Source organism: Paracoccus onchidii (assembly GCF_028294535.1).
GTDB lineage: Bacteria > Pseudomonadota > Alphaproteobacteria > Rhodobacterales > Rhodobacteraceae > Paracoccus > Paracoccus onchidii.
In genome coordinates this window covers 13,579-34,635 of record NZ_JAQBIE010000011.1, presented here as the reverse complement: position 1 = coordinate 34,635, position 21,057 = coordinate 13,579, and the positions used below count along the sequence as shown (strand labels likewise).

20 protein-coding genes are annotated in these 21,057 nt (G+C 60.9%); 7 read left to right on the top strand and 13 right to left on the bottom strand.

Annotation, left to right across the window (positions count from 1 at the left end; translation table 11 throughout):
- Positions 1–27: 27 nt before the first annotated feature.
- From PAF17_RS09925 to PAF17_RS09900, 6 genes are all read right to left on the bottom strand, one after another.
- Complete coding sequence (locus PAF17_RS09925; RefSeq protein WP_271888939.1) at positions 28–981, bottom strand: SPOR domain-containing protein; 954 nt, start codon at positions 979–981, stop codon at positions 28–30.
- A 69-nt stretch (positions 982–1,050) separates the two neighbouring features.
- On the bottom strand, positions 1,051–1,686 hold the full coding sequence (gene upp / locus PAF17_RS09920) for a uracil phosphoribosyltransferase (RefSeq protein ID WP_271888938.1): 636 nt from the start codon (positions 1,684–1,686) through the stop codon (positions 1,051–1,053).
- Positions 1,683–2,642: an adenosine deaminase gene (locus PAF17_RS09915; RefSeq protein ID WP_271888937.1), complete on the bottom strand. Its 960-nt coding sequence runs from the start codon at positions 2,640–2,642 to the stop codon at positions 1,683–1,685. Before PAF17_RS09915 ends, upp begins: the two co-directional genes overlap by 4 nt.
- Positions 2,639–3,826: a phosphopentomutase gene (locus tag PAF17_RS09910; RefSeq protein WP_271888936.1), complete on the bottom strand. Its 1,188-nt coding sequence runs from the start codon at positions 3,824–3,826 to the stop codon at positions 2,639–2,641. Before PAF17_RS09910 ends, PAF17_RS09915 begins: the two co-directional genes overlap by 4 nt.
- A complete protein-coding gene (locus tag PAF17_RS09905; RefSeq protein ID WP_271888935.1) occupies positions 3,819–5,126 on the bottom strand; it encodes a thymidine phosphorylase in 1,308 nt (435 codons plus the stop codon). The genes PAF17_RS09910 and PAF17_RS09905 overlap by 8 nt, the downstream gene beginning before the upstream one ends.
- Positions 5,123–5,518: a cytidine deaminase gene (locus PAF17_RS09900; protein ID WP_271888934.1), complete on the bottom strand. Its 396-nt coding sequence runs from the start codon at positions 5,516–5,518 to the stop codon at positions 5,123–5,125. The genes PAF17_RS09905 and PAF17_RS09900 overlap by 4 nt, the downstream gene beginning before the upstream one ends.
- 128 nt (positions 5,519–5,646) lie before the next feature.
- Between PAF17_RS09900 and PAF17_RS09895 the strand changes: the two genes are divergently transcribed.
- Positions 5,647–7,926, top strand: coding sequence for an NADP-dependent malic enzyme (locus tag PAF17_RS09895; RefSeq protein ID WP_271888933.1), 2,280 nt, complete (start codon positions 5,647–5,649; stop codon positions 7,924–7,926).
- Between the two features lie 242 nt (positions 7,927–8,168).
- Positions 8,169–10,058 (top strand): propionyl-CoA synthetase, encoded by a 1,890-nt coding sequence (locus PAF17_RS09890; protein WP_271888932.1) that lies wholly within the window; start codon positions 8,169–8,171, stop codon positions 10,056–10,058.
- Positions 10,059–10,101: 43 nt separating this feature from the next.
- Here PAF17_RS09890 and aroA read toward each other — a convergent pair whose 3' ends face one another.
- Positions 10,102–11,433 (bottom strand): 3-phosphoshikimate 1-carboxyvinyltransferase, encoded by a 1,332-nt coding sequence (aroA, locus tag PAF17_RS09885; protein WP_271888931.1) that lies wholly within the window; start codon positions 11,431–11,433, stop codon positions 10,102–10,104.
- Between the two features lie 116 nt (positions 11,434–11,549).
- Here aroA and PAF17_RS09880 point away from each other — a divergent pair, with 116 nt between their 5' ends.
- A complete protein-coding gene (locus PAF17_RS09880) occupies positions 11,550–12,224 on the top strand; it encodes a DNA alkylation repair protein (protein WP_271888930.1) in 675 nt (224 codons plus the stop codon).
- Here PAF17_RS09880 and PAF17_RS09875 read toward each other — a convergent pair.
- The gene (locus PAF17_RS09875) at positions 12,212–12,736 is read right to left on the bottom strand and encodes a hypothetical protein (RefSeq protein ID WP_408636400.1); all 525 of its coding nucleotides are present in this window, start codon (positions 12,734–12,736) and stop codon (positions 12,212–12,214) included. The genes PAF17_RS09880 and PAF17_RS09875 overlap by 13 nt on opposite strands.
- A 121-nt stretch (positions 12,737–12,857) precedes the next feature.
- On the opposite strand from PAF17_RS09875, the gene moaA reads away from it, so the two are divergent.
- Complete coding sequence (moaA, locus tag PAF17_RS09870) at positions 12,858–13,871, top strand: GTP 3',8-cyclase MoaA (protein WP_271888929.1); 1,014 nt, start codon at positions 12,858–12,860, stop codon at positions 13,869–13,871.
- A gap of 76 nt (positions 13,872–13,947) precedes the next feature.
- Here moaA and ispG read toward each other — a convergent pair whose 3' ends face one another.
- The 5 genes from ispG to PAF17_RS09845 form a co-directional block, all read right to left on the bottom strand.
- Positions 13,948–15,078 (bottom strand): flavodoxin-dependent (E)-4-hydroxy-3-methylbut-2-enyl-diphosphate synthase, encoded by a 1,131-nt coding sequence (gene ispG, locus PAF17_RS09865; RefSeq protein ID WP_271888928.1) that lies wholly within the window; start codon positions 15,076–15,078, stop codon positions 13,948–13,950.
- A gap of 85 nt (positions 15,079–15,163) precedes the next feature.
- Entirely contained in the window at positions 15,164–15,829 is a 666-nt protein-coding gene (locus PAF17_RS09860; RefSeq protein ID WP_271888927.1) for a thiamine diphosphokinase, read from the bottom strand.
- Positions 15,826–16,038 carry a DUF2842 domain-containing protein gene (locus PAF17_RS09855; RefSeq protein WP_271888926.1) on the bottom strand — a complete coding sequence of 71 codons (213 nt, stop codon included), beginning with the start codon at positions 16,036–16,038 and terminating at the stop codon, positions 15,826–15,828. Before PAF17_RS09855 ends, PAF17_RS09860 begins: the two co-directional genes overlap by 4 nt.
- Positions 16,039–16,054: 16 nt before the next feature.
- A complete protein-coding gene (locus tag PAF17_RS09850) occupies positions 16,055–17,347 on the bottom strand; it encodes an adenylosuccinate synthase (protein WP_271888925.1) in 1,293 nt (430 codons plus the stop codon).
- Positions 17,348–17,524: 177 nt separating this feature from the next.
- Positions 17,525–17,737 carry a SlyX family protein gene (locus PAF17_RS09845; protein ID WP_271888924.1) on the bottom strand — a complete coding sequence of 71 codons (213 nt, stop codon included), beginning with the start codon at positions 17,735–17,737 and terminating at the stop codon, positions 17,525–17,527.
- A gap of 92 nt (positions 17,738–17,829) precedes the next feature.
- Between PAF17_RS09845 and hisS the strand changes: the two genes are divergently transcribed.
- From hisS to hisG, 3 genes are read left to right on the top strand one after another with little or no spacing between them, the layout of a single operon-like run.
- Positions 17,830–19,314: a histidine--tRNA ligase gene (gene hisS, locus PAF17_RS09840; protein ID WP_271888923.1), complete on the top strand. Its 1,485-nt coding sequence runs from the start codon at positions 17,830–17,832 to the stop codon at positions 19,312–19,314.
- Positions 19,311–20,375 (top strand): ATP phosphoribosyltransferase regulatory subunit, encoded by a 1,065-nt coding sequence (locus PAF17_RS09835; RefSeq protein WP_271888922.1) that lies wholly within the window; start codon positions 19,311–19,313, stop codon positions 20,373–20,375. Before hisS ends, PAF17_RS09835 begins: the two co-directional genes overlap by 4 nt.
- A complete protein-coding gene (hisG, locus tag PAF17_RS09830; RefSeq protein WP_271888921.1) occupies positions 20,372–21,049 on the top strand; it encodes an ATP phosphoribosyltransferase in 678 nt (225 codons plus the stop codon). The genes PAF17_RS09835 and hisG overlap by 4 nt, the downstream gene beginning before the upstream one ends.
- Positions 21,050–21,057 lie beyond the last annotated feature (8 nt).

Genomic DNA, 21,057 nt, shown 5'->3' with positions numbered 1-21,057 from the left:
CCGCAAGCCGATATTTCTGGACATCCTCTATCTTGCGATCGCCTTTGGATAGCCAGAGGCACGCAGTTCGTTCAATGCGGCGATCAAACCTTTGCGGTTGGTAAATGGCCCGGCAAACACGATCCGGATATCGGTTTCGTTCTGGCGGATACGTTTCTGGGCAACCTTGTAGCCCAGTTCCGACAGGCGGCGAATGATGATCATGACATTTTCGTTGCCTTCATAGGCGCCAACCTGAACAAACCGTGCGGTTGGCGGAATCATCTCGACCGCTTCTTCCGGTTTCTTGACTTGCTTTTGCATCGCTGGTTTCGACGATTTTTCTTTCGTCGATTGTTTCGACCGCGGCTTTTCGGGGCTACGGCGATCCTGCACGATCTGGGATCCGTTTGCCGTCGCCTCGCTGGCTGCAGCCTTCGTGATTGCGGCCTTCTTGACGGGCTTATTGGCCGGTTGGATATCCGAGCTTGCCCGCATTCCCGGACATAGGCCCATTGTCACATCCTGCCCCAACCCGGTTTTCATATCCTTGTCAGGCGCATAGCCCAGCATGGCACAAAGATCCGAGGGACGCCCCGCCCTGGCTTGACCCGCCTGTGCCCGGGTGACCGCCTCGATTTCTTGCAAAAGTGCCCCATCCTGCTGATCAGGCACCGCAGGGGCGCGTTGTTCGACAGGGCGGGGGTCGACGATGAATTCGCCCTGTTTCATGCCGGCCGCCAATTGACCGAGCAGCTTGCCTTGCGGGTCCGGCGCGGCGGTTCCCGAAACAACGTCCTGGAATGTCGGAGGAAACCCGCAAACCGCCCCGCCGGCGCGGTCCTTCAGTGCCACCCAGACGCCATCCATCCGCCTGAACACGCAGCCCGAACGATCGACATATTGTGTGCCATTGAAATCATCCGGCGGAAACGGCACCGGCGCGGCACCCACCGTCCGCGTCAATACCGCCACCAGGATTGTCATAGTCAGGAACCGCATCAGCCTTCCACGAATCATTTTCTAGATCCGTGATAGACCAGCAGGGCTGAAGGCGGCGTTAACAGGCCCCTATTTCGTGCCGAACATCCGGTCACCCGCATCGCCCAAACCGGGGACGATATAACCGTGATCGTCCAGCCCCTCATCAAGCGAAGCCGTGTAGACCGGAACATCGGGATGGGCCTGGCGCATGCGTTCGACGCCTTCGGGCGAGGCAAGCAGGCACAGGAAGCGCAGGTTCTTCGCCCCGCGTTCTTTCAGCATGTCAATCGCCGCGACCGACGAATTGCCCGTTGCCAGCATCGGATCGACCACGATGGTCATGCGCTGATCAAGAAGATTGGGCACCTTGCAGTAATATTCGACAGGCTTCAGCGTCTCGGGGTCACGATACAAGCCGACAAAACCGACACGCGCCGATGGGATCATTTCAAGAATACCATCCAGAAGCCCGTTGCCCGCCCGCAGGATCGAAATCAGGGCCAGCTTCTTGCCCTCTAGCGTCGGCGCCTGCATTTCGCACATCGGCGTCTGGATGGTGGTCGTCGTCAGTTCCAGTTCGCGCGTCACTTCATAGGCCAGCAACAGGCTGATTTCGCGCAACAAGCGACGGAACCCGGCAGTCGACACATCATGCTTGCGCATGATCGTCAGCTTATGCTGCACCAGCGGATGGGTAATGACGGTCAGATGCGGCTGGGTCACGCGAACTCCTTTCTCAGACGCTGTTGCGTCTCGTTGTCACAGAAGGACGATTCCACCGCCCATTGATTGAATTTTCGGAACTCCTCTTCGCCCCAACCGAAGGCGCTGGCAAGTCGTTCGTATTCATGGCGCAGGCTGGTATGAAAAAATGGCGGATCATCGGTCGAAACGCACAGCCTGACCCCGGCATCAGCCAAGCGCGAAATCGGATGTGAAGCCCAGTCGGGGAAAAGCCCCAAGGCGATATTCGAACCGGGACAGACCTCTAGAAGAATGTCACGTTCGACGATATCACGCACCAGATCCTGATCTTCAATCGCACGAACGCCATGCCCGATGCGCGTGCATCCCAGCGCGATCGCTTCGCGAACGCTTTCCGGGCCGCCCCATTCCCCCGCATGGCAGGTCAGACCCAGCCCCGCTTCGCCCGCACAATCGAAGCTCCAGGTGAAATCGGTTGCCTTGCCGACGGTCTCTGCCCCACCCATGCCAAACCCGGTGATCCAGTCACCAGCGGTTTCCGCCGCACAGATTGCAGATTTGCGCGCCCGGTCCGGTCCGAGATGGCGAATCGCCGTCACGATTGCGCGGCTTTCGATTCCGTTTCCTTTCATCTGTTGGGAAACTTCGGTCATGGCACCCAGATAATCGCGCCAGGCGGACAGATCGGCACCGCCGCAAAATTCGGGCGACACGAATAATTCGGTATAAATCACCCCTTCCTCGGCCGAGCGTTCCAACACCTCGGCCAACAGACGCGCATAGTCTCGCGGGGTTTTCAGCACACTGGTTGCGGCCTCGTAAACCTTGAGAAAACCGGGAAAATCATCATAGGCGTAATGTCCGCGCGCATCGAACACGCCTGTCAGATCGACACGTTTTTCCGCAGCGATTGCGCGAATGAACGAAGGTGGGGCCGCGCCTTCGAGATGCAGATGCAATTCGGTTTTCTTCACAGGAATGACTTTCCGCTATGGGGTGCGGAAAGCCCCAGATGGGACATGACCGACGCACCGATATCACTGAAGGACACATGTCCCACCGCCTTGTGCCCCAGACCATAGCCCAGAACCGGCACCCGTTCGCGCGTGTGGTCAGTGCCGCTCCAGCTGGGATCATTGCCATGATCAGCGGTGAAAATCGCCAGATCGCCTGGCCGCAACGTGGCAATGAAACGCCCGGCAATCTGGTCGAACCACTCAAGCTGGGCAGCGTATCCATCTATATCACGGCGATGTCCGTAAAGGCTGTCGAACTCGACAAAATTGGCAAAGGTCAGGCTGCCCGGTTCAGCAAGCCCACCCAAACGCACAAGATGTTCTGCCAGATCGGCATCGGATTTTCCCTTGTGTTCCCGGGCAATTCCGCGACGGCTGAAAATATCCCCGATCTTGCCGACCGCATGGGTCATACGCCCCGCCGCAGCGGCAATATCCAGAATCGTGTCATCCGGAGGGGCGATGGCAAAATCGCGACGATTCGCTGTTCGTGTAAATCCGTCAGGATCATCGCCGACAAAGGGGCGCGCAATGACGCGCCCGATCTTCATGTCATGCAACATCGGTGCGACGCCGGCGCAGAGCGTCAACAGACGGTCCAGCCCGAAATGCGTCTCATGAGCGGCGATCTGAAGAACACTGTCGGCAGATGTATAGCAAATCGGCCAGCCCGAACTGATATGGCGCGCACCCAGATCACGGATGATCTGCGTGCCCGACGCATGGCAATTGCCAAGGATGCCTTCGGTGCCGGCCATCTCACACAGCCGCCGGGTCACGTGTTCGGGGAAGGCCGGCGTTTCGTCGGGAAAATAGTGCCACTGCCATGGCACCGGAACACCGGCGATTTCCCAGTGCCCGGATGGTGTATCCTTGCCCGGTGACCGTTCTGTCGCCGCGCCCCACAGCCCTTCAGGCGTGCTGCCCAGCCCCGGCGCATCCGCCCCCGAAGCCAGCTTCAGCGCAGCGCCCAGGCCAAGCCCATCCAGAACCGGTAAGGTCAGCCCTTTTGCGCGGGCAATATGAAGGACTGTATTCGCACCCGTATCCGGCAGATCCCGATTGAAGAAATGCCCCGCATCCGGCGCGCCGCCAATGCCGACGCTATCCATCACGATCAGAAATGCCCGGTTCTCACTCATTGCATGGAATCCTCTGTCGGATCAGCGGGCGGGCGGGCGCGCCGTCACCGATATGATATGCATCCTGCACAGCCTTGCGCGCAACCTCTGCGGCAATTTCATCGGCCGCGTGGACAAAGGCCAAGGGCATGTCGGGGCCAACCTCCTGGTTCAGCTTCGCCATGCGATCCAGGCCCACGCGATGGTCGATCCGATCATCCGCCCGAACGCGGCCTCCGCCAAGCGCGACCACAGCATGCCCCAGCGCGGTGACGTCGATCGCGTGAACGCGCCCGCCCGACGGGGCCGGAACCGCGCGGATCACAGGGGCATGTGCCAGATAGGTCGCAGGCCGCTCGATCAGGTCACGCGGACCGCCCTGGGCTGCCACCATCTGCGAAAACCGCTCTGCCGCGGCACCGGAATCAAGAACCTTCGCCAGTCCACCGCCCGAACTCTCGTCGCCCGCCAGCCCGGCCAGACGCAAGATCTCGTCACCAAGCGCCAGAGACAGATCGCGCAATGCACCACCCTCGCCCCGCAGCACACGAATGGCTTCGCTGACCTCCAAGGCATTGCCGGCACTGCGCGCCAAGGGCTGATCCATATCTGTCACAAGCGCCGCACAACGGCACCCTGCCCCGTTTGCGGTCGTCACCAGTGATTGCGCAAGGTCCAGGGCCGATTGTGCACTGCGCATGAACGCGCCACTGCCCATTTTCACATCCAGCACCAGAGCATCCAGACCTGCCGCAAGCTTCTTGGACAGAATCGAGGCGGTGATCAGGTCGATGGATTCCACCGTCGCCGATTCATCACGAATAGCGTAGAGACGTCGATCAGCAGGCGCAATTTCGGTGTTGGCCGACACGATGGCGCATCCCGTCATTTCAACGATCCGGCGAAACTCGGATTCAGGCTGATCGCATCTGAACCCCGGAATCGCATCCAGCTTGTCCAGCGTACCACCGGTATGCCCCAAACCTCGCCCCGAGATCATCGGCACATAGGCGCCGGATGCCGCCAGCATGGGTGCAAGAACCAAGCTGACCGTATCGCCAATACCGCCGGTCGAATGCTTGTCGACAACCGGCCCCGGCAGATCCCATTGCATGACATGGCCCGAATCACGCATTGCCCGTGTCAGCGCCACGCGCCCCCGCTCGCCCAGCCCGCGATGAAGCGTGGCCATCGCAAAAGCCCCTGCCTGTGCATCGCTGACGGATCCGTCGGCAAGCCCTTGGGCAATCAGTGCTGCACCGGGGCCGTCAAGCCCGCGCCCGTCGCGAATCGCGGCAATGACGGGGCGGGGATCTGTCATTCGGCATTCTCCATATGGCTGGCGTCGAAACGACCGGGCAGAAGATCCTGAATGGTGGTTGTCATGATCTTCCCGTCCGTTGTGCCAAGCAGGACCGGCGTATCCCCCTGGCCGAACTCGGCCAGTTTCTGCCGGCACCCCCCGCATGGCGGAACCGGATCGGGGCTGTCGGCGATCACCGCGACCTCGGTCAGCGTGGTTTCGCCTGCGGCAACCATTGCGGCGATTGCCCCCGCCTCTGCGCAGGTGCCTTCGGGATAGGCCACGTTTTCGACATTGCAGCCCCGGTATATCCTGCCCGAAGCCCCGCGCACCGCCGCACCGACCTTGAATTTCGAATATGGTGCATAGGCCGCCTCGCGGACCTCTCTTGCGCATTCCATCAGCGTCATTTTGTGACCCTTTGTACCAACCCGGCCAATCTTGCTTGCCCGTCAACCGCAACGCAAGCGCAAGCCTGCTGTTCCCCGGACAAGAATTGGTTTAACGGTAAATCATTACAAATTCCGGAGAGGCAAAGATGGAAGAGCGCAGGCAGGACACCGCCCGCCAGTCGGCACTGGATTACCATGAATTCCCGCGCCCGGGGAAACTGGAAATCCGCGCGACCAAACCGCTGGCAAATGGCCGCGACCTGTCGCGGGCCTATTCCCCCGGCGTCGCCGAGGCCTGCCTGGAAATCAAGGCCGACCAGACAAACGCAAGCCGCTATACGGCGCGCGGAAACCTTGTGGCGGTGGTGTCCAACGGCACCGCGGTCCTGGGCCTTGGAAATATCGGTGCTGCGGCTTCGAAACCGGTGATGGAGGGCAAGGCTGTGCTCTTCAAGAAATTCGCCAATATCGATTGTTTCGACATCGAGGTAGACGAACCCGACCCGGAAAAGCTGGCGGATATCGTCTGTTCGCTGGAACCGACCTTCGGCGCGATCAATCTGGAAGATATCAAGGCCCCGGACTGTTTCATCGTCGAGAAAATCTGCCGCGAGCGGATGAACATCCCGGTATTTCATGACGACCAGCACGGCACCGCGATCGTGGTCGGCGCCGCCGCGACCAATGCGTTGCGTGTCGCGGGCAAACGCTTTGAAGATATCAAGGTGGTGTCCACCGGCGGCGGTGCGGCCGGGATTGCATGTCTGGACATGCTGCTGAAGCTGGGCGTCCGGCGCGAGAATGTCTGGCTTTGCGATATTCACGGGCTGGTGCATGAAGGCCGGTCCGAGGACATGACCCCGCAAAAGGCGGCCTATGCGCAATCGTCCGATTTGCGCACGCTGGATGACGTCATCGAAGGTGCGGATCTGTTTCTCGGCCTGTCGGGGCCGGGCGTCCTGAAACCTGCGATGGTCGAAAAAATGACCAGCCGCCCGATCATCTTTGCGCTGGCCAATCCGACCCCCGAAATCCTGCCCGAAGATGCCCGCGCCGTGGCGCCGGATGCGATCATTGCCACCGGACGCAGCGACTATCCGAACCAGGTCAACAACGTTCTTTGCTTTCCCTTCATCTTCCGGGGTGCGTTGGATGTCGGCGCGACAACCATCAACGACCAGATGAAGATCGCCTGTGTCGAGGGCATCGCAGCTCTGGCGCGCACCACCACCGCCGCCGAGGCCGCCGCAGCCTATCGCGGTGAAACGCTGACTTTCGGCGCAGACTATCTGATCCCCAAACCGTTTGATCCCAGATTGGTCGGGGTCGTCTCATCCGCGGTTGCCAAGGCCGCGATGGAAACCGGCGTTGCCCTGCGCCCGATCGAACATCTCGAAGCCTACAAGCGCAAGCTGGACGGGTCGGTCTTCCGTTCGGCGCTGATCATGCGCCCCGTATTCGAGGCCGCCGCGACCACCGAACGCCGCATTGTCTTTGCCGAAGGTGAAGACGAACGGGTCTTGCGGGCGGCAAACGCAATGCTGGAGGAGACAACCGATACTCCGATCCTGATCGGACGTCCCGATGTCGTGGCATCACGCGCCGAACGGGCGGGTTTGCCGATTCGCCCGGATCGCGATTTTGAAATCGTGAACCCCGAAAACGACCCCCGTTATCGTGACTATTGGGAAACATATCACCACTTGATGGCCCGCCGCGGTGTCAGCCCCGATATCGCACGCGCCATCATGCGCACCAACACCACGGCCATTGCATCGGTCATGGTTCATCGGGGCGAGGCCGACAGCCTGATCTGCGGAACCTTCGGGCAATATTCATGGCATCTGCAATATGTCCGTCAGGTTCTGGCCCGCGACGGCCTGCACCCTGTCGGCGCCCTTTCGATGATCATTCTCGAAGATGGCCCGCTATTCATCGCCGATACCCAATGCCACAACGACCCGACCCCCGATCAGGTCGCCGAGGTCGTTGTGGGTGCGGCGCGCCATGTCCGCCGCTTCGGGATGACCCCGAAAATCGCACTCTGCGCGCATTCGCAATTCGGGAATCTCGACACCTATACCGGTCGCAAGATGCGCGCGGCGCTGGAAATACTGGACAACCAGAACCCCGATTTCATGTATGATGGTGAGATGCATGTCGATGCCGCGCTTGATCCGGCGCTGCGTGACCGCATCTTCCCCGGATCACGGCTGGAAGGCGTGGCCAATGTGCTGGTGTTCCCCGGCACCGATGCCGCCTCGGGCGTTCGCAACGCCCTAAAAATGCGGGCAGACGGCCTCGAAGTGGGACCCATCCTGATGGGCATGGGCAACCGCGCCCATATCGTCACCCCTTCGATCACCACGCGCGGCCTGCTGAACATGAGCGTCCTGGCCGGGACGCCCGTCGCCCTGTACAGCTAGGATTTCACGGCCCGGATGATTTTGTCCGGGCCGTGATTCGCCTCCGGGTGACACATCATGCGCGGCTGATTTGCAAAATATCCGTCTGCGCATGGCAAGATTTACTGATCCGCGATATTTGCAAAATTTTGCAGCGCGACCCGCGCCGATTCTGCAAATATTCTTGGTGATGCCGCTAACAATATTGCTTCGAACCTCGTCTACTGGATACCAGATATTCAGCTTCGAGGAGGAGGCATGCAATGGCATACCAAGATGTCTATGCGGGATGGCAGTCAGATCCCGAAACGTTCTGGATGAAAGCCGCGCAGGAAATCGACTGGGATCAAGCGCCCGGGCGCGCCTATTTCGATCAGGGACCGGCAGGCGAATGGTTCGCCGACGCCAGGGTCAACACCTGCTGGAACGCGGTTGACCGCCATGTCGAGGCCGGACGCGGCGACCAGCTGGCGATCATCCATGACAGCCCCATCACGCATTCCTATCGTGGCCTGACATATCGCGAATTGCGCGATCGCGTTGCCAATCTGGCAGGCGCCTTGCGCGCAAAAGGCATTTCCAAGGGCGACCGGGTCATCATCTATATGCCGATGATCCCCGAAGCCCTTGAGGCAATGCTGGCATGTGCGCGACTGGGCGCGATCCATTCGGTTGTCTTTGGCGGCTTTGCGGCGCATGAACTGGCCGTCAGAATCGACGATGCCAAGCCCAAGGCGATTATTGCCGCCTCTTGCGGGTTGGAACCCGGACGCGTGGTCCACTACAAGCCCCTGCTGGACGACGCCATCGATCAGGCCGTGCACAAACCCGATTTCTGCGTCATCTTCCAGCGCGAACAAGAGGTCGCGCAACTCACCCCCGGCCGGGACGTGGCCTGGCACAGTTTTCAGTTTGGCGCCAAGCCCGCCGATTGCGTTCCCGTCGAAGGAAACCACCCTGCCTATATCCTCTATACCTCGGGCACCACGGGTCAGCCCAAAGGGGTGATCCGCCATACCGCGGGGCACCTGGTCGCCTTGAACTGGTCGATGAAGAACATCTATGGCATTGATGCTGGGGACGTTTTCTGGGCCGCCTCGGATGTGGGTTGGGTCGTGGGCCACAGCTATATCTGTTACGGTCCGCTGATTTCCGGGGCCACCACCATCGTCTTTGAAGGCAAGCCGGTCGGCACCCCCGATGCAGGCGCGTTCTGGCGCATCATCCAGAACCACCGTGTCAAAAGCTTTTTCACGGCACCGACCGCGATCCGGGCCGTCAAACGCGAAGATCCCGATGGCGAACTGATCAGGGAATACAATCTGTCCAGCCTGCAGGCCGTATTCCTCGCGGGCGAACGCGCCGACCCCGACACGATCGAATGGCTGGAGACCAAGCTGGACCTGCCCGTGATAGATCACTGGTGGCAAACCGAAACCGGCTGGGCCATCGCATCGAACCCGTTCGGAATCGAACCGATGCCGGTCAAGAAGGGCAGCCCGTCGGTCTCGATGCCGGGATATGATGTCCAGATCCTGGACGAATCCGGGCAGCAGATGCCGCGTGGCGCACTTGGATCGATTGCGATCAGGCTGCCCCTGCCTCCGGGAACATTGCCAAACCTGTGGAATGCCGAAGACCGTTTCCGCAAATCATACCTCGAGAAGTTTCCCGGCTATTACGAAACCGGAGATGCCGGATATATCGACGATGATGGCTATCTTTACATCATGGCGCGTACTGATGACGTCATCAACGTGGCCGGTCACCGCCTGTCGACCGGCGCGATGGAAGAAGTGCTGTCCAGCCATCCGGCCGTTGCCGAATGCGCGGTAATCGGCGTTGCCGACCCCCTGAAAGGTCAAATGCCCCTGGGCTTCCTGTGTCTGAAGAAAGGCGCGAATGTCACCGAGGAACAGGTGGTGCATGATGTGGTCGCCCAGGTGCGCAACAAGATCGGCCCTGTCGCGGCCTTCAAACGCGCCTGCGTCGTCGAACGCCTGCCCAAGACCCGGTCGGGCAAGATCCTGCGCGCGACGATGGTCAAGATCGCGAATGGCGAACAATACAAACCACCGGCAACCATCGACGATCCGGAAATTCTGAACGAGATCGGCGATGCGTTGAAAAGGCTGGGCTATCCGGTCACGTGATCGAGGGCAGCGGCGGAACAGACCGCCGCCGCCAAATTCCGGACTAGTCCAGATCAGCGCCCAGGCGGCGCATCAGATCGGTGAAATCAGGGAACGACGTGGCGATGGGGCCGCCATCATCAACGGTCACGGGGGATTGCGACGCCAGCCCCAGAACCATGAACGACATCGCGATACGGTGGTCCAGATGCGTCACGGCAGTTGCGCCACCCGGCACAGCCTCCATTCCATGCACGGTCATGCTGTCGGGCGTTTCCTCGACCCGGACTCCATTCGCCTCGAGGCCACGCGCCATGGCGTCGATGCGGTCGCTTTCCTTGACGCGCAACTCGCCAACACCGTTCATGATGGTCGGACCTTCGGCAAAGGCCGCGATGACCGACAGAATGGGGAATTCATCAATCATGCTGGCGGCACGTTCGGCAGGAACAGACACCCCTTTCAGGCGGCTGTAGCGCACGACCAGATCGGCCACCGGCTCGCCCCCTTCTTCCCGATCATTCTCGAACAGCAGATCCGCGCCCATTTCCCGAAGCGTCACATACAACCCGTCACGCGTCGGGTTACGGCTGATCCCCGGCACCCGGATTTCCGAGCCGGGCACGATCAGCGCCGCCGCAACGGGAAAAGCCGCACTGGACGGATCGCGGGGCACCGCGACCGGCTGCGCACGCAACTCGGGGCGTCCCACCAGCGTGATGACATGACCCTCGCTTGTTGTTTCACTGCGAATATCCGCACCGAACCCAGCCAGCATCCGCTCCGAGTGGTCACGCGTCGGCTCTGCTTCTATGACGACCGTCTCACCAGGCGCGTTCAACCCGGCCAGCAGGATTGCCGATTTGATCTGGGCGCTGGCCACAGGCGTGCGATAGCGAACCGGAAGCGCGTCCTCGATCCCCTGAATGGTGATCGGCAGACGCCCGCCCTCGCGACAGGTCACACTGGCCCCGAATTCGGACAGCGGATCGGTGACACGCGCCATCGGCCTGCGTGACAGGCTGGCATCTCCGGTGAAGGTCGCCGTGATCGGGGTTGTCGCCATCGCCCCCATGATCAAGCGCACACCGGTGCCCGAGTTACCGCAATCAATCACGCCTTCGGGTTCACAAAAGCCCCCGACGCCGACACCATTCACGGTCCAATCACCATTGCCGTGGCGCTGAACCCGGGCACCGAACGCGGCCATCGCCTTGGCAGTATCCAGAACATCCTCGCCTTCCAGCAACCCGGTGATCCGTGTCTCGCCCACCGAAAGCGCGCCCAAGATAAGGGCGCGGTGGCTGATGGATTTATCACCGGGGATCTGCGCCTGTCCTGTCAACGGGCCACTGCGGCGAGACGTCATCGGGCGGGGCTGGTTGGCATGCGACATGTAAGCACCTTTTCAATTTCGCTGGTCTTTTACCGCTACCATCGACTTATCGCCACCACGATCTTGAGCCTGTCGCACCCAATTCCTAGAAGGACGTCACCCTGAAGGAGCCGATGATGCAGGAACTTGCCTCACTGATCGAACTTGCCGATGATGAAAGAGCCAGCCAGATGGCCGCATATCACAAGGTCGATCGCCGCTATCTGGGCCTTCGCAATCCCCGGATTGACGAATTGGTCGCGTCATGGCGTGCCCGGTGTTCGACGGAACAACGCGTCCTTCTGGCGGCACAGCTATGGGACAGCAATATCCACGAAGCACGAATCGCCGCCGCCAAATTGTTGACCCAGGCACGCCTTCGCCCCGATGACGACGCCTGGCAGCTGATCGCAGCATGGACCGCAGATTTCGACGGCTGCGCAATCGCCGATGCCGCGATGATTGCCGGCCAGAAACGCGTCACCGCCACGCCCGCACGGCTGGATCTGGTCGAAGGCTGGCTGAACGATCAGAACATGTGGACCCGTCGCGCCGCGCTGACAATCACCCTGCCCTGGGCAAAGATGAACAACCCCAAGCCCCGCGACCTCGAAACAAGAGAGCGCGTCCTGGGCTGGGCCGGCCAACTGACCCAGGATCGCGATTGGTTCATCCAGAAGGCGATTGCTTGGTGGCTGCGCGATCTGTCCAAGCGCGACGCAGGGCGGGTGATGTCCTTCCTGGATCGTCACGAAGCATCGATGAAACCATTCGCGCGCCGCGAGGCCCGCAGGCTGATTCAGGACTTGTAGACTTCGATCGTCGGAAGATCCGTCAAGGATACGCCGATCAGCTGCAATGCCGGCAATGATACCTGACTGCCGCCCGATTGCGGCCCATCCAGCGGAATCAGATCGACCTTGGCGGATTTCCCGTTCCCCGGATTGACGATCCGCCCAATTCCCCTGGACTTGACCAGCGGCGTCTTGATCCAGAAACCACCTTCGGTCGGATCGCCCAATGAAGCGACTGTCGTCCCAAGCCGGGTCTCGGCCACCTCGGGGGCCTTTGCTGCAGCAACCTTCTGTTCCGCGGTTGTCGTATCCAGCTGCGCTGCCGTCGCGCGCGCAGCCGGTTTTGGCGCCGGCGCGCGGGTCACGGCGGTGGCCGCTGCAACCTGCTCGGCGCTCAACTTCGTATCAACCGGCCCAGAGGCTGGCGAATCAACCGGCCGGGATGCCTGTGTCGTCGTGGCGCCCGGGTTACAGGCAACCAGCCCCAATAGCGCAATGGCGGCCGTCGCGCCCGTGGTCATCATCCGCATCTCGTGGTTCCTCATGATCGCTGTCGCGCATAGCCTAACGTGCATTTCGTCCCAAGGTCCACCAACGCATGCGTCATCAGCGCCACTTGTGCGCAACCTGCCGCAAGCCTAAATTGACTGCATGACACATTCCGCGACCGCCCCGCTCATCGACCCATTCGAACGCGCCATCACCTATCTGCGCGTTTCCGTGACTGATCGTTGCGATTTTCGCTGTGTCTATTGCATGGCGGAGCATATGCAATTCCTCCCGAAAGCCGAACTTCTGACATTGGAAGAACTGGATCGGCTCTGCACATCCTTCGTCGGACTGGGTGTGCGCAAACTGCGCATCACCGGGGGCGAACCACTTGTGCGCCGCGGAATCATGGGCTTCTTTCGGCAAATGTCGCGCCATCTGGGCGAAGGCCTTGACGAGCTGACCCTGACCACCAATGGCAGCCAGCTGGGGAAATACGCCCAGGAACTGGTCGATTGCGGCGTGCGCCGGGTCAATGTCTCTCTCGATACGCTCGACAGCCAGAAATTCTCGCGCATTACCCGCTGGGGGCGCCTGCAACAGGTTCTCGGCGGGATCAGGGCGGCGACCCAGGCCGGACTGAAGGTCAAGATCAATGCGGTTGCCCTGAAAGGCGTAAACGATGACGAACTGTTCGACATCGTGAACTGGTGCGGTCAGGAAGGCCACGACCTGACATTCATCGAGGTCATGCCGATGGGCGATCTTGGAAACGAGGATCGGCTCGACCAATACTGGCCCCTGACCGATCTGCGCAGGCAACTGTCGGAACGGTTCACGCTGATCGACCTTGCCGAACGCACGGGCGGACCTGCCCGCTATGTCAAATTACGGGAAACCGATCAGAAAATCGGCTTCATCACACCGCTCACACATAATTTCTGCGAAAGCTGCAACCGTGTGCGCGTGACCTGCACCGGCGAACTCTACATGTGCCTAGGCCAGGAAGACCGCGCCGACCTTCGCGCCCCCCTGCGCGCCAGCAATGATGACGCCGCGCTGCACAGCGCGATCCGCTCGGCCATTGCCCGCAAACCCAAGGGCCATGATTTCGACTATTCGCGCCAATCCGTCGGCGGACAGATGACCCGCCACATGAGCCATACGGGCGGCTGAACTTCTTCTTCGTATAAATACCCGGATCGCCTCGGTCGCGGCGCAAAACAAGGCCGCGACATTGCGCCAAACCAGCCTATTCAGCCGCTTCGACTTCGGCCTTCTCGGCTTCCAGCTTTTCAGCGCGTTCTTCCACAAGCTGAACGATATGATCCACCATCTGCTCGTTGGACATCTTGTGGCTTTGACGTCCTGCCATATAGATCATGCCACTTCCGGCGCCGCCTCCGGTAAAACCAAGATCGGTCATCAACGCCTCGCCCGGGCCATTCACGACACAACCGATGATCGATAGGCTCATCGGGGTCTTGATATGCTCAAGCCGCTGTTCCAGGGTTTCCACCGTCTTGATCACGTCAAAGCCCTGACGCGCACAGGATGGACAGGAAATGATCTGAACACCGCGCGTGCGCAAACCCAGCGACTTGAGGATTTCAAACCCGACCTTCACCTCTTCGACCGGATCTGCGGACAGGCTGACCCGTATCGTATCACCAATTCCGGCCCAAAGCAGATTTCCCAGCCCGACCGCCGACTTGACCGTCCCGCCGACAAAGCCGCCCGCTTCTGTAATACCCAGATGGATCGGCGCGTCGGTGGCATCCGCCAGTTGCTGATAGGCTGCGGCCGCCAGGAAGACATCGCTGGCCTTTACGCTGATCTTGAACTCATGAAAATCATTGTCTTGCAGGATCTTGATATGATCGAGGCCGGATTCGACCATCGCATCGGGGCATGGTTCCCCGTATTTTTCCAGCAGATGCTTTTCCAGGCTGCCGGCATTCACGCCGATCCGCATCGAACATCCGTGATCCCGCGCCGCCTTGATGACCTCGCGCACACGGCGCTCGTCACCGATATTCCCCGGATTGATGCGCAGGCAGGCAACCCCGGCCTCAGCGGCCTCGATCGCGCGCTTATAGTGGAAATGGATATCGGCCACGATCGGCACGGGACTTTCGCGACAGATTTCCCCAAGCGCACGGGTCGTTTCCTGATCAGGCGCCGAGATCCGGACGATATCGGCCCCGGCCTCGGCAGCGCGGATCACCTGATCCAACGTTGCCCGCACGTCATGGCCATCGGTATTCGTCATTGTCTGCACGCTGATCGGCGCGTCTCCCCCGACGGGGACATTGCCGACCATGATCTGGCGGGATTTCCGCCGCTCGATATTGCGCCAGGGTCGGATCGGGTTCAGCGACATGTTAGACTCCGCAGGTTCCGCTCAGAGATAGGGCATCCGGCCGGCTACAGCAACCGCTGCACGCCCCTGTGAACGGCTCTCGCGGTCATTCTGCGACCAATCCCAACGCAATCATCACATTGGCAAGCTGTGTCCGTGGCAACATGACCAACATCTTGCCCTCGACCTCCAGATCGACAGGTCCGGTCGCGCGGTTCGATGTGCCAATGCGGCCCTCCGGGGAAAAATCAATTCCGTCGATGGGCCATTGCAAACCACGGCTGCGCCCTCTCGCTGCCCCCAACGGATACAGCGACACCCGCACATCTTCGGCCAAGGGCAGATGAATTCGCGGCGGTGCGACAAAGACAATATCATCGGATGCGATCATGATCGTCACCGGCTGCGCGATATTGGCCATGGCGGTCAATGCCGCCAATGTGTGATCCAGGCGCAACCCGGCAAAACCGACGGCCATCGTAAAAGGGGCGCTGATTCGTGTCAGGGACTTGGTGAAATCGGTACTGTCCTGTTCCGCGACGTGGCACAGGCGCTCGGATGCAATACTGCGTCTTGAGCGATCACTGATACTGTCCAGATCGCCAATCACCCAATCCGGCTGGTAGCCAAGCTGCATCGCGCGATCCGCTCCCCCATCGGCAGCCACCAGCAAGGGGGCGACGGAAAGCGCGGTTTTCAGATCTTCGGGCGACACAGCCCCGCCGCCGACGATGGTCACGCCGCGATCGGACCGGACCACCGGGGCGTTCATTCGCCCCGGCCGATGCCGCTGAACACCCGTTTCAGCGGCATGATCCAGATGAATCCCAGCCCGATATAGACCAGCAATTCGATCCAGATCGGTTGCCTGCCCCAACGCGCATCCATCCAGTTCACCAGCGTCACCGCGACCATGATATAGGCAGGCAGCCCCAGAACCAGAATCAGCAAGGACAGACGTTTGCGGGTTTTCAGCTTCATAAGGGCGCTGTCCGGCTCAGTCTGCGAAAGGATCGGTGACAAGGATCGTATCGTCGCGCTCGGGGCTGGTCGACAGCATCGCGACAGGGCAATCGATCAACTCCTCGACGCGACGGACATATTTGATCGCCGCGGCGGGCAAATCGGCCCAGCTGCGCGCGCCCGCGGTCGATTCATGCCAGCCGTCCATTTCTTCATAGATCGGCTTCACCCGCGCCTGCAGTGCGGCAGCGGTCGGCAGATAATCGTATGTCACGCCGTCGATCTCATAACCGACACAGATCTTCAGCTTGTCGAAACCGTCCAGCACATCCAGCTTGGTCAGCGCGATACCGTTCACGCCGCTGATCGCGCAGGTCTGGCGCACAAGCACCGCGTCGAACCAGCCACAGCGACGCTTGCGCCCCGTCACGGTGCCGAATTCATGCCCGCGTTCCCCCAGCCGCTGGCCATCGTCATCATCCAGCTCGGTCGGAAACGGTCCCTCGCCGACCCTTGTCGTATAAGCCTTGACGATACCCAACACGAAATCCACCGCCCCCGGCCCCATGCCGGTTCCCGAAGCAGCCGCGCCCGACATCGTGGTCGAACTGGTCACATAGGGATAGGTCCCGAAATCGATGTCCAACAAACTGCCTTGCGCACCTTCAAACAGGATCCGCTTTCCGGATTTGCGCGCCTCTGCCATGATCTTCCAGACCGGCCGGGCATAAGGCAGCAGTTGCGGTGCCACTTCAAGCAGCTTCGCCTTCAGCTCTGCGCGGTTGATCGGCTCCGCGCCCAACCCCTTGCGCAATGCATCATGATGGGCCAGCAAACGATCAAGACGTGCGTCCAGCGTTTCTTCATCTGCCAGATCGGCCACGCGGATTGTCCTGCGTCCGACCTTGTCCTCATAGGCCGGGCCGATTCCGCGCCCGGTGGTGCCAATCTTGGCCTTGCCGGCCGCCTCTTCCCGCAACTTGTCCAGGTCCTGATGCAAAGGCAGGATCAGAGGCGTGTTCTCGGCGATCATCAGGCGATCGGCGGAAATATTCACCCCTTGCGCCGTCAGCTTGTCGATCTCGGCAAACAGCGACCACGGGTCCAGAACGACTCCGTTTCCGATCACCGCCAACTTGCCATCGCGCACGATGCCCGAAGGCAAAAGCGACAGCTTGAACACCTTTTCACCGATGACCAGCGTATGGCCAGCGTTATGCCCGCCCTGAAAACGCGCGATCACATCCGCACGTTCGCTCAGCCAGTCAACGATCTTGCCTTTGCCTTCGTCGCCCCATTGCGCGCCGACAACCACCACATTGGCCATGAGCCGGTCCTTCCGTTGCCCGAAATTGATCAGGGCCAGGGTCTAGCGCATGGGAACGCAAGGGGAAAGCGGCGAATTGCATTTCCCGAAACAAGGCCGCTGCGGGCGACGGGGCAGCGCCCCGACGAAACGCGGCCCCTCGATGGGGTCGCGTTTCGTCCCCCCCCCAACAGCTGCCTACCAATGCGGCGGGGGCTGATGGGCCACCGCGATCGAATTTGCGCCATCAGCCTCGCGCGCCGCCTCGGCACGCATCAGCATGTCGACCTTGCGGTTCAGCCTTGCGATATCGCCATCCTGACGGGCGATCACATCGCTCAGATCATCGGCGATGCGGCTTAGATGGGCCACCATCTCTTCCAGCTTTTCGATACGCTCTTGCTCTGTCATTCGATCCACCTTGCCAGATCCCCGTGCATCTGCTTGTCCATAGCGCGCCCTTCCGTTACAGCAAGCCCGGAATTGGCCGAAGAGGCAGCACCATGGCGAAAAGTCAGAAAAAACAGCCCCGCCCCAAGGCAGAAACGCCAAAGGGTTTTCGCGATTATTTTGGCGCCGACGTGACCGAGCGCAAGGCAATGCTGGACCGCATTGCCGAAATCTATCATCGACACGGCTTTGATCCATTGGAAACCAGTGCCGTCGAAACGGTCGAGGCGTTGGGAAAGTTCCTGCCTGATGTCGACCGCCCCAACGCGGGTGTGTTCGCTTGGCAGGAAGAGGCCGTGCCGGGCGGTGGTTCCGGGGATTGGCTGGCGTTGCGTTATGACCTGACCGCCCCCCTCGCGCGTGTCGCCGCCCAGTTTCGCAATGACCTTCCCAGCCCCTATCGCCGTTATGCAATGGGCCCGGTCTGGCGCAACGAAAAGCCCGGTCCCGGACGTTTCCGTCAGTTCTATCAATGCGATGCCGACACGGTCGGGTCCGCATCCGTGGCCGCAGATGCCGAAATCTGCGCCATGCTGGCCGATGCGCTGGAAGCGGTGGGAATCGATCGTGGCGACTACATCGTGCGCATCAATAATCGCAAGGTCCTGAATGGTGTCCTCGAGGCGGCGGGCGTTGCCGGTGACGCCATGGCCGATGACGTGCTGCGCACCATCGACAAGTTCGACAAGGTGGGTCGCGACGGCGTGCTGGCCTTGCTGACGACGGGGCGCAGGGATGACAGCGGCGCCATGATCGAGGGGGTGGGCCTGCACCCTGACCAGGCGATGCCCGTTCTGGCTTTTCTGACCTCGAAAGGCAGCGACAACGATGCAACGCTGGCCAATCTGCGCGCGGCAATTGGCGATTCAGGCATCGGCCTGGAAGGTGTCGAGGAACTGGAACAGATTTCTGCGATGCTGGATGCGATGGGGATCGGCATTGATCGCGCGATCATCGATCCTTCGGTCGTTCGCGGGCTGGGTTATTATACCGGCCCGGTCTTCGAAGCCGAGCTGACATTTGAGATTCTTGATGACAAGGGCCGCAAACGCCAGTTCGGCAGTGTCGCCGGCGGTGGACGCTATGACGGTCTGGTCGAGCGCTTCACCGGCCAGAAGGTTCCCGCAACCGGCGTCTCGATCGGTGTCGACCGCCTTTTGGCGGCCCTGCGGGCCAAGGGGCTGACCGGGCAAAGCGAACATGGCCCGGTCGTGGTCACGGTGATGGATCGCGACCGGATGCCCGATTATCAGGCCATGGTCGCCGAGCTGCGCAACGCAGGTATCCGTGCCGAGGTCTATCTGGGCAACCCCAAGAATTTCGGCAATCAGCTGAAATATGCGGATAAACGCAATGCCCCCATCGCGATCATCCAGGGCGGAAACGAGGCCGAGCGCGGCGTCGTGCAGATCAAGGACCTTGTCCTTGGCGCAAGGATCGCAGCAGAGGCCAGCCACGAGGAATGGAAGGCGCAACCCGCCCAGACCGAAGTTTCCCGCCGCGATCTTGTGGCCGAAGTGCGGCGGATTCTGGGATGATCTCGAAACGCGACAAGCGCAATATCGGCCAAAGGATGCTGGCCGCGTTTCAAGGCACCGGTGCCGAGGAAATCGTCCCCGACATCCTGTTGCCCGCGGAAAGCCTGCTGGATCTGTACGGAGAGGATATCCGCGCGCGCGCCTATGTGACGACGGATCCGATCCGGGGCGAAATGATGTTGCGCCCCGATTTTACGGTCCCGGTCGTGCAGGCGCATATGGAAAACGGGGCGGAACCCGCCCGCTATTGCTATCTGGGCGAGGTTTTTCGCAAGCAGGACATGGGCGACACGCGGCCGCACACCGCGCGCGACAATGAATATTTGCAGGCCGGGTTCGAACTGTTCAGTCGCGATCCGGATGCGGACGCCGAAGTTTTCGCAATGTTTCACGACCTTCTGCATCCCTATGGGGCAAATGCCGTTGTCGGAGATATTGGCCTGTTGATGGCGGCCGTTCGCAGTTTGCCGGTATCGCAGGCGCGCCGCGATGCATTGCTGCACCATATCTGGCGGCCGGGTCGCTTCGCGCGCCTGCTGGACAGGTTTTCGGCCCCCGCCCCCGAACGCAGCTTTCCCGAAACGCAGGCAGCATGGGCCGGCCTGCGCGGGCAACAGGAAATGGAGCAGCGCATGGCGCGTCTTCAGGCGGATGCGGATACGCCGCCTCTGCCTGAAATCTGGGCGCAACGATTGCGTCAGCTGTTTTCGCTGCGCGGCAACCTGGCACAGGTCAGCGCCCAGCTATCGCGCATCGCCGAGGATTGGCCCGACATTGCGGCTTCGGCTCAGGGGATCATCTTGCGCACCGGAGCATTGGCCGAACGCGGCATCGACCCGGGAAAGATCCGCTTTGATGCCGAACATGGCCGCAGCACCATGGAATATTATGACGGCTTCACCTTCAGCTTTGGCGCGACAACGCGCGATGACTGGCCGCCGCTTGCCTCAGGGGGGCGCTATGACGCGCTGACCCGTGTGCTGGGCAAGGGACGTGAAATTCCCGCCGTTGGCGGCATCCTGCGCCCGGGACTGATTGCCGAACTGGAGCAAGGCCAATGATCCGACTGGGGGTGCCGTCCAAGGGACGGCTGATGGAACAGACATTCGACTGGTTCGCCGCCCGCGGCGTGCGCCTGTCGCGTTCCGGTTCCGATCGGGAATATGCCGGGCAGGTCGAAGGCGCGGACGGCGTGTCGCTGGTGCTGCTATCCGCCGGAGAGATACCGCGCGAGCTGGTGGCCGGTCGCATCGAGCTTGGCGTGACCGGAACCGATCTGGTCCGTGAAAAGCTGCCCGGCTGGGCCTCGGATCTGGAAACGGTGGCAGAAATGGGCTTCGGCCATGCCGATCTGATTCTGGCCGTTCCCGAATGCTGGCGCGATTGCGACAATCTGGACGACTTTACCACCATCGCGCGCGATTTTCGGGCTGTTCACGGGTTCCGTCTGCGGATCGCAACCAAATACCATCGGCTGGTTCGTGCATGGCTGGCCCAGCACGAGGTCGCGGATTACCAGCTGGTCGACAGTCAGGGCGCAACCGAAGGCACGGTCGCCAATCACACGGCCGAAGCGATCGCCGACATCACATCATCGGGGGCGACACTGCGCGCCAACAACCTGAAAATCCTGAACGAAGACCCGATTCTGAAATCGCAGGCCACCCTGTTTGCCAACCGGCAGGCAATGGGAAAGGATATGCAACGCTTCTTGACGCAGCTGGGCCTGACGTAAGACCGAGA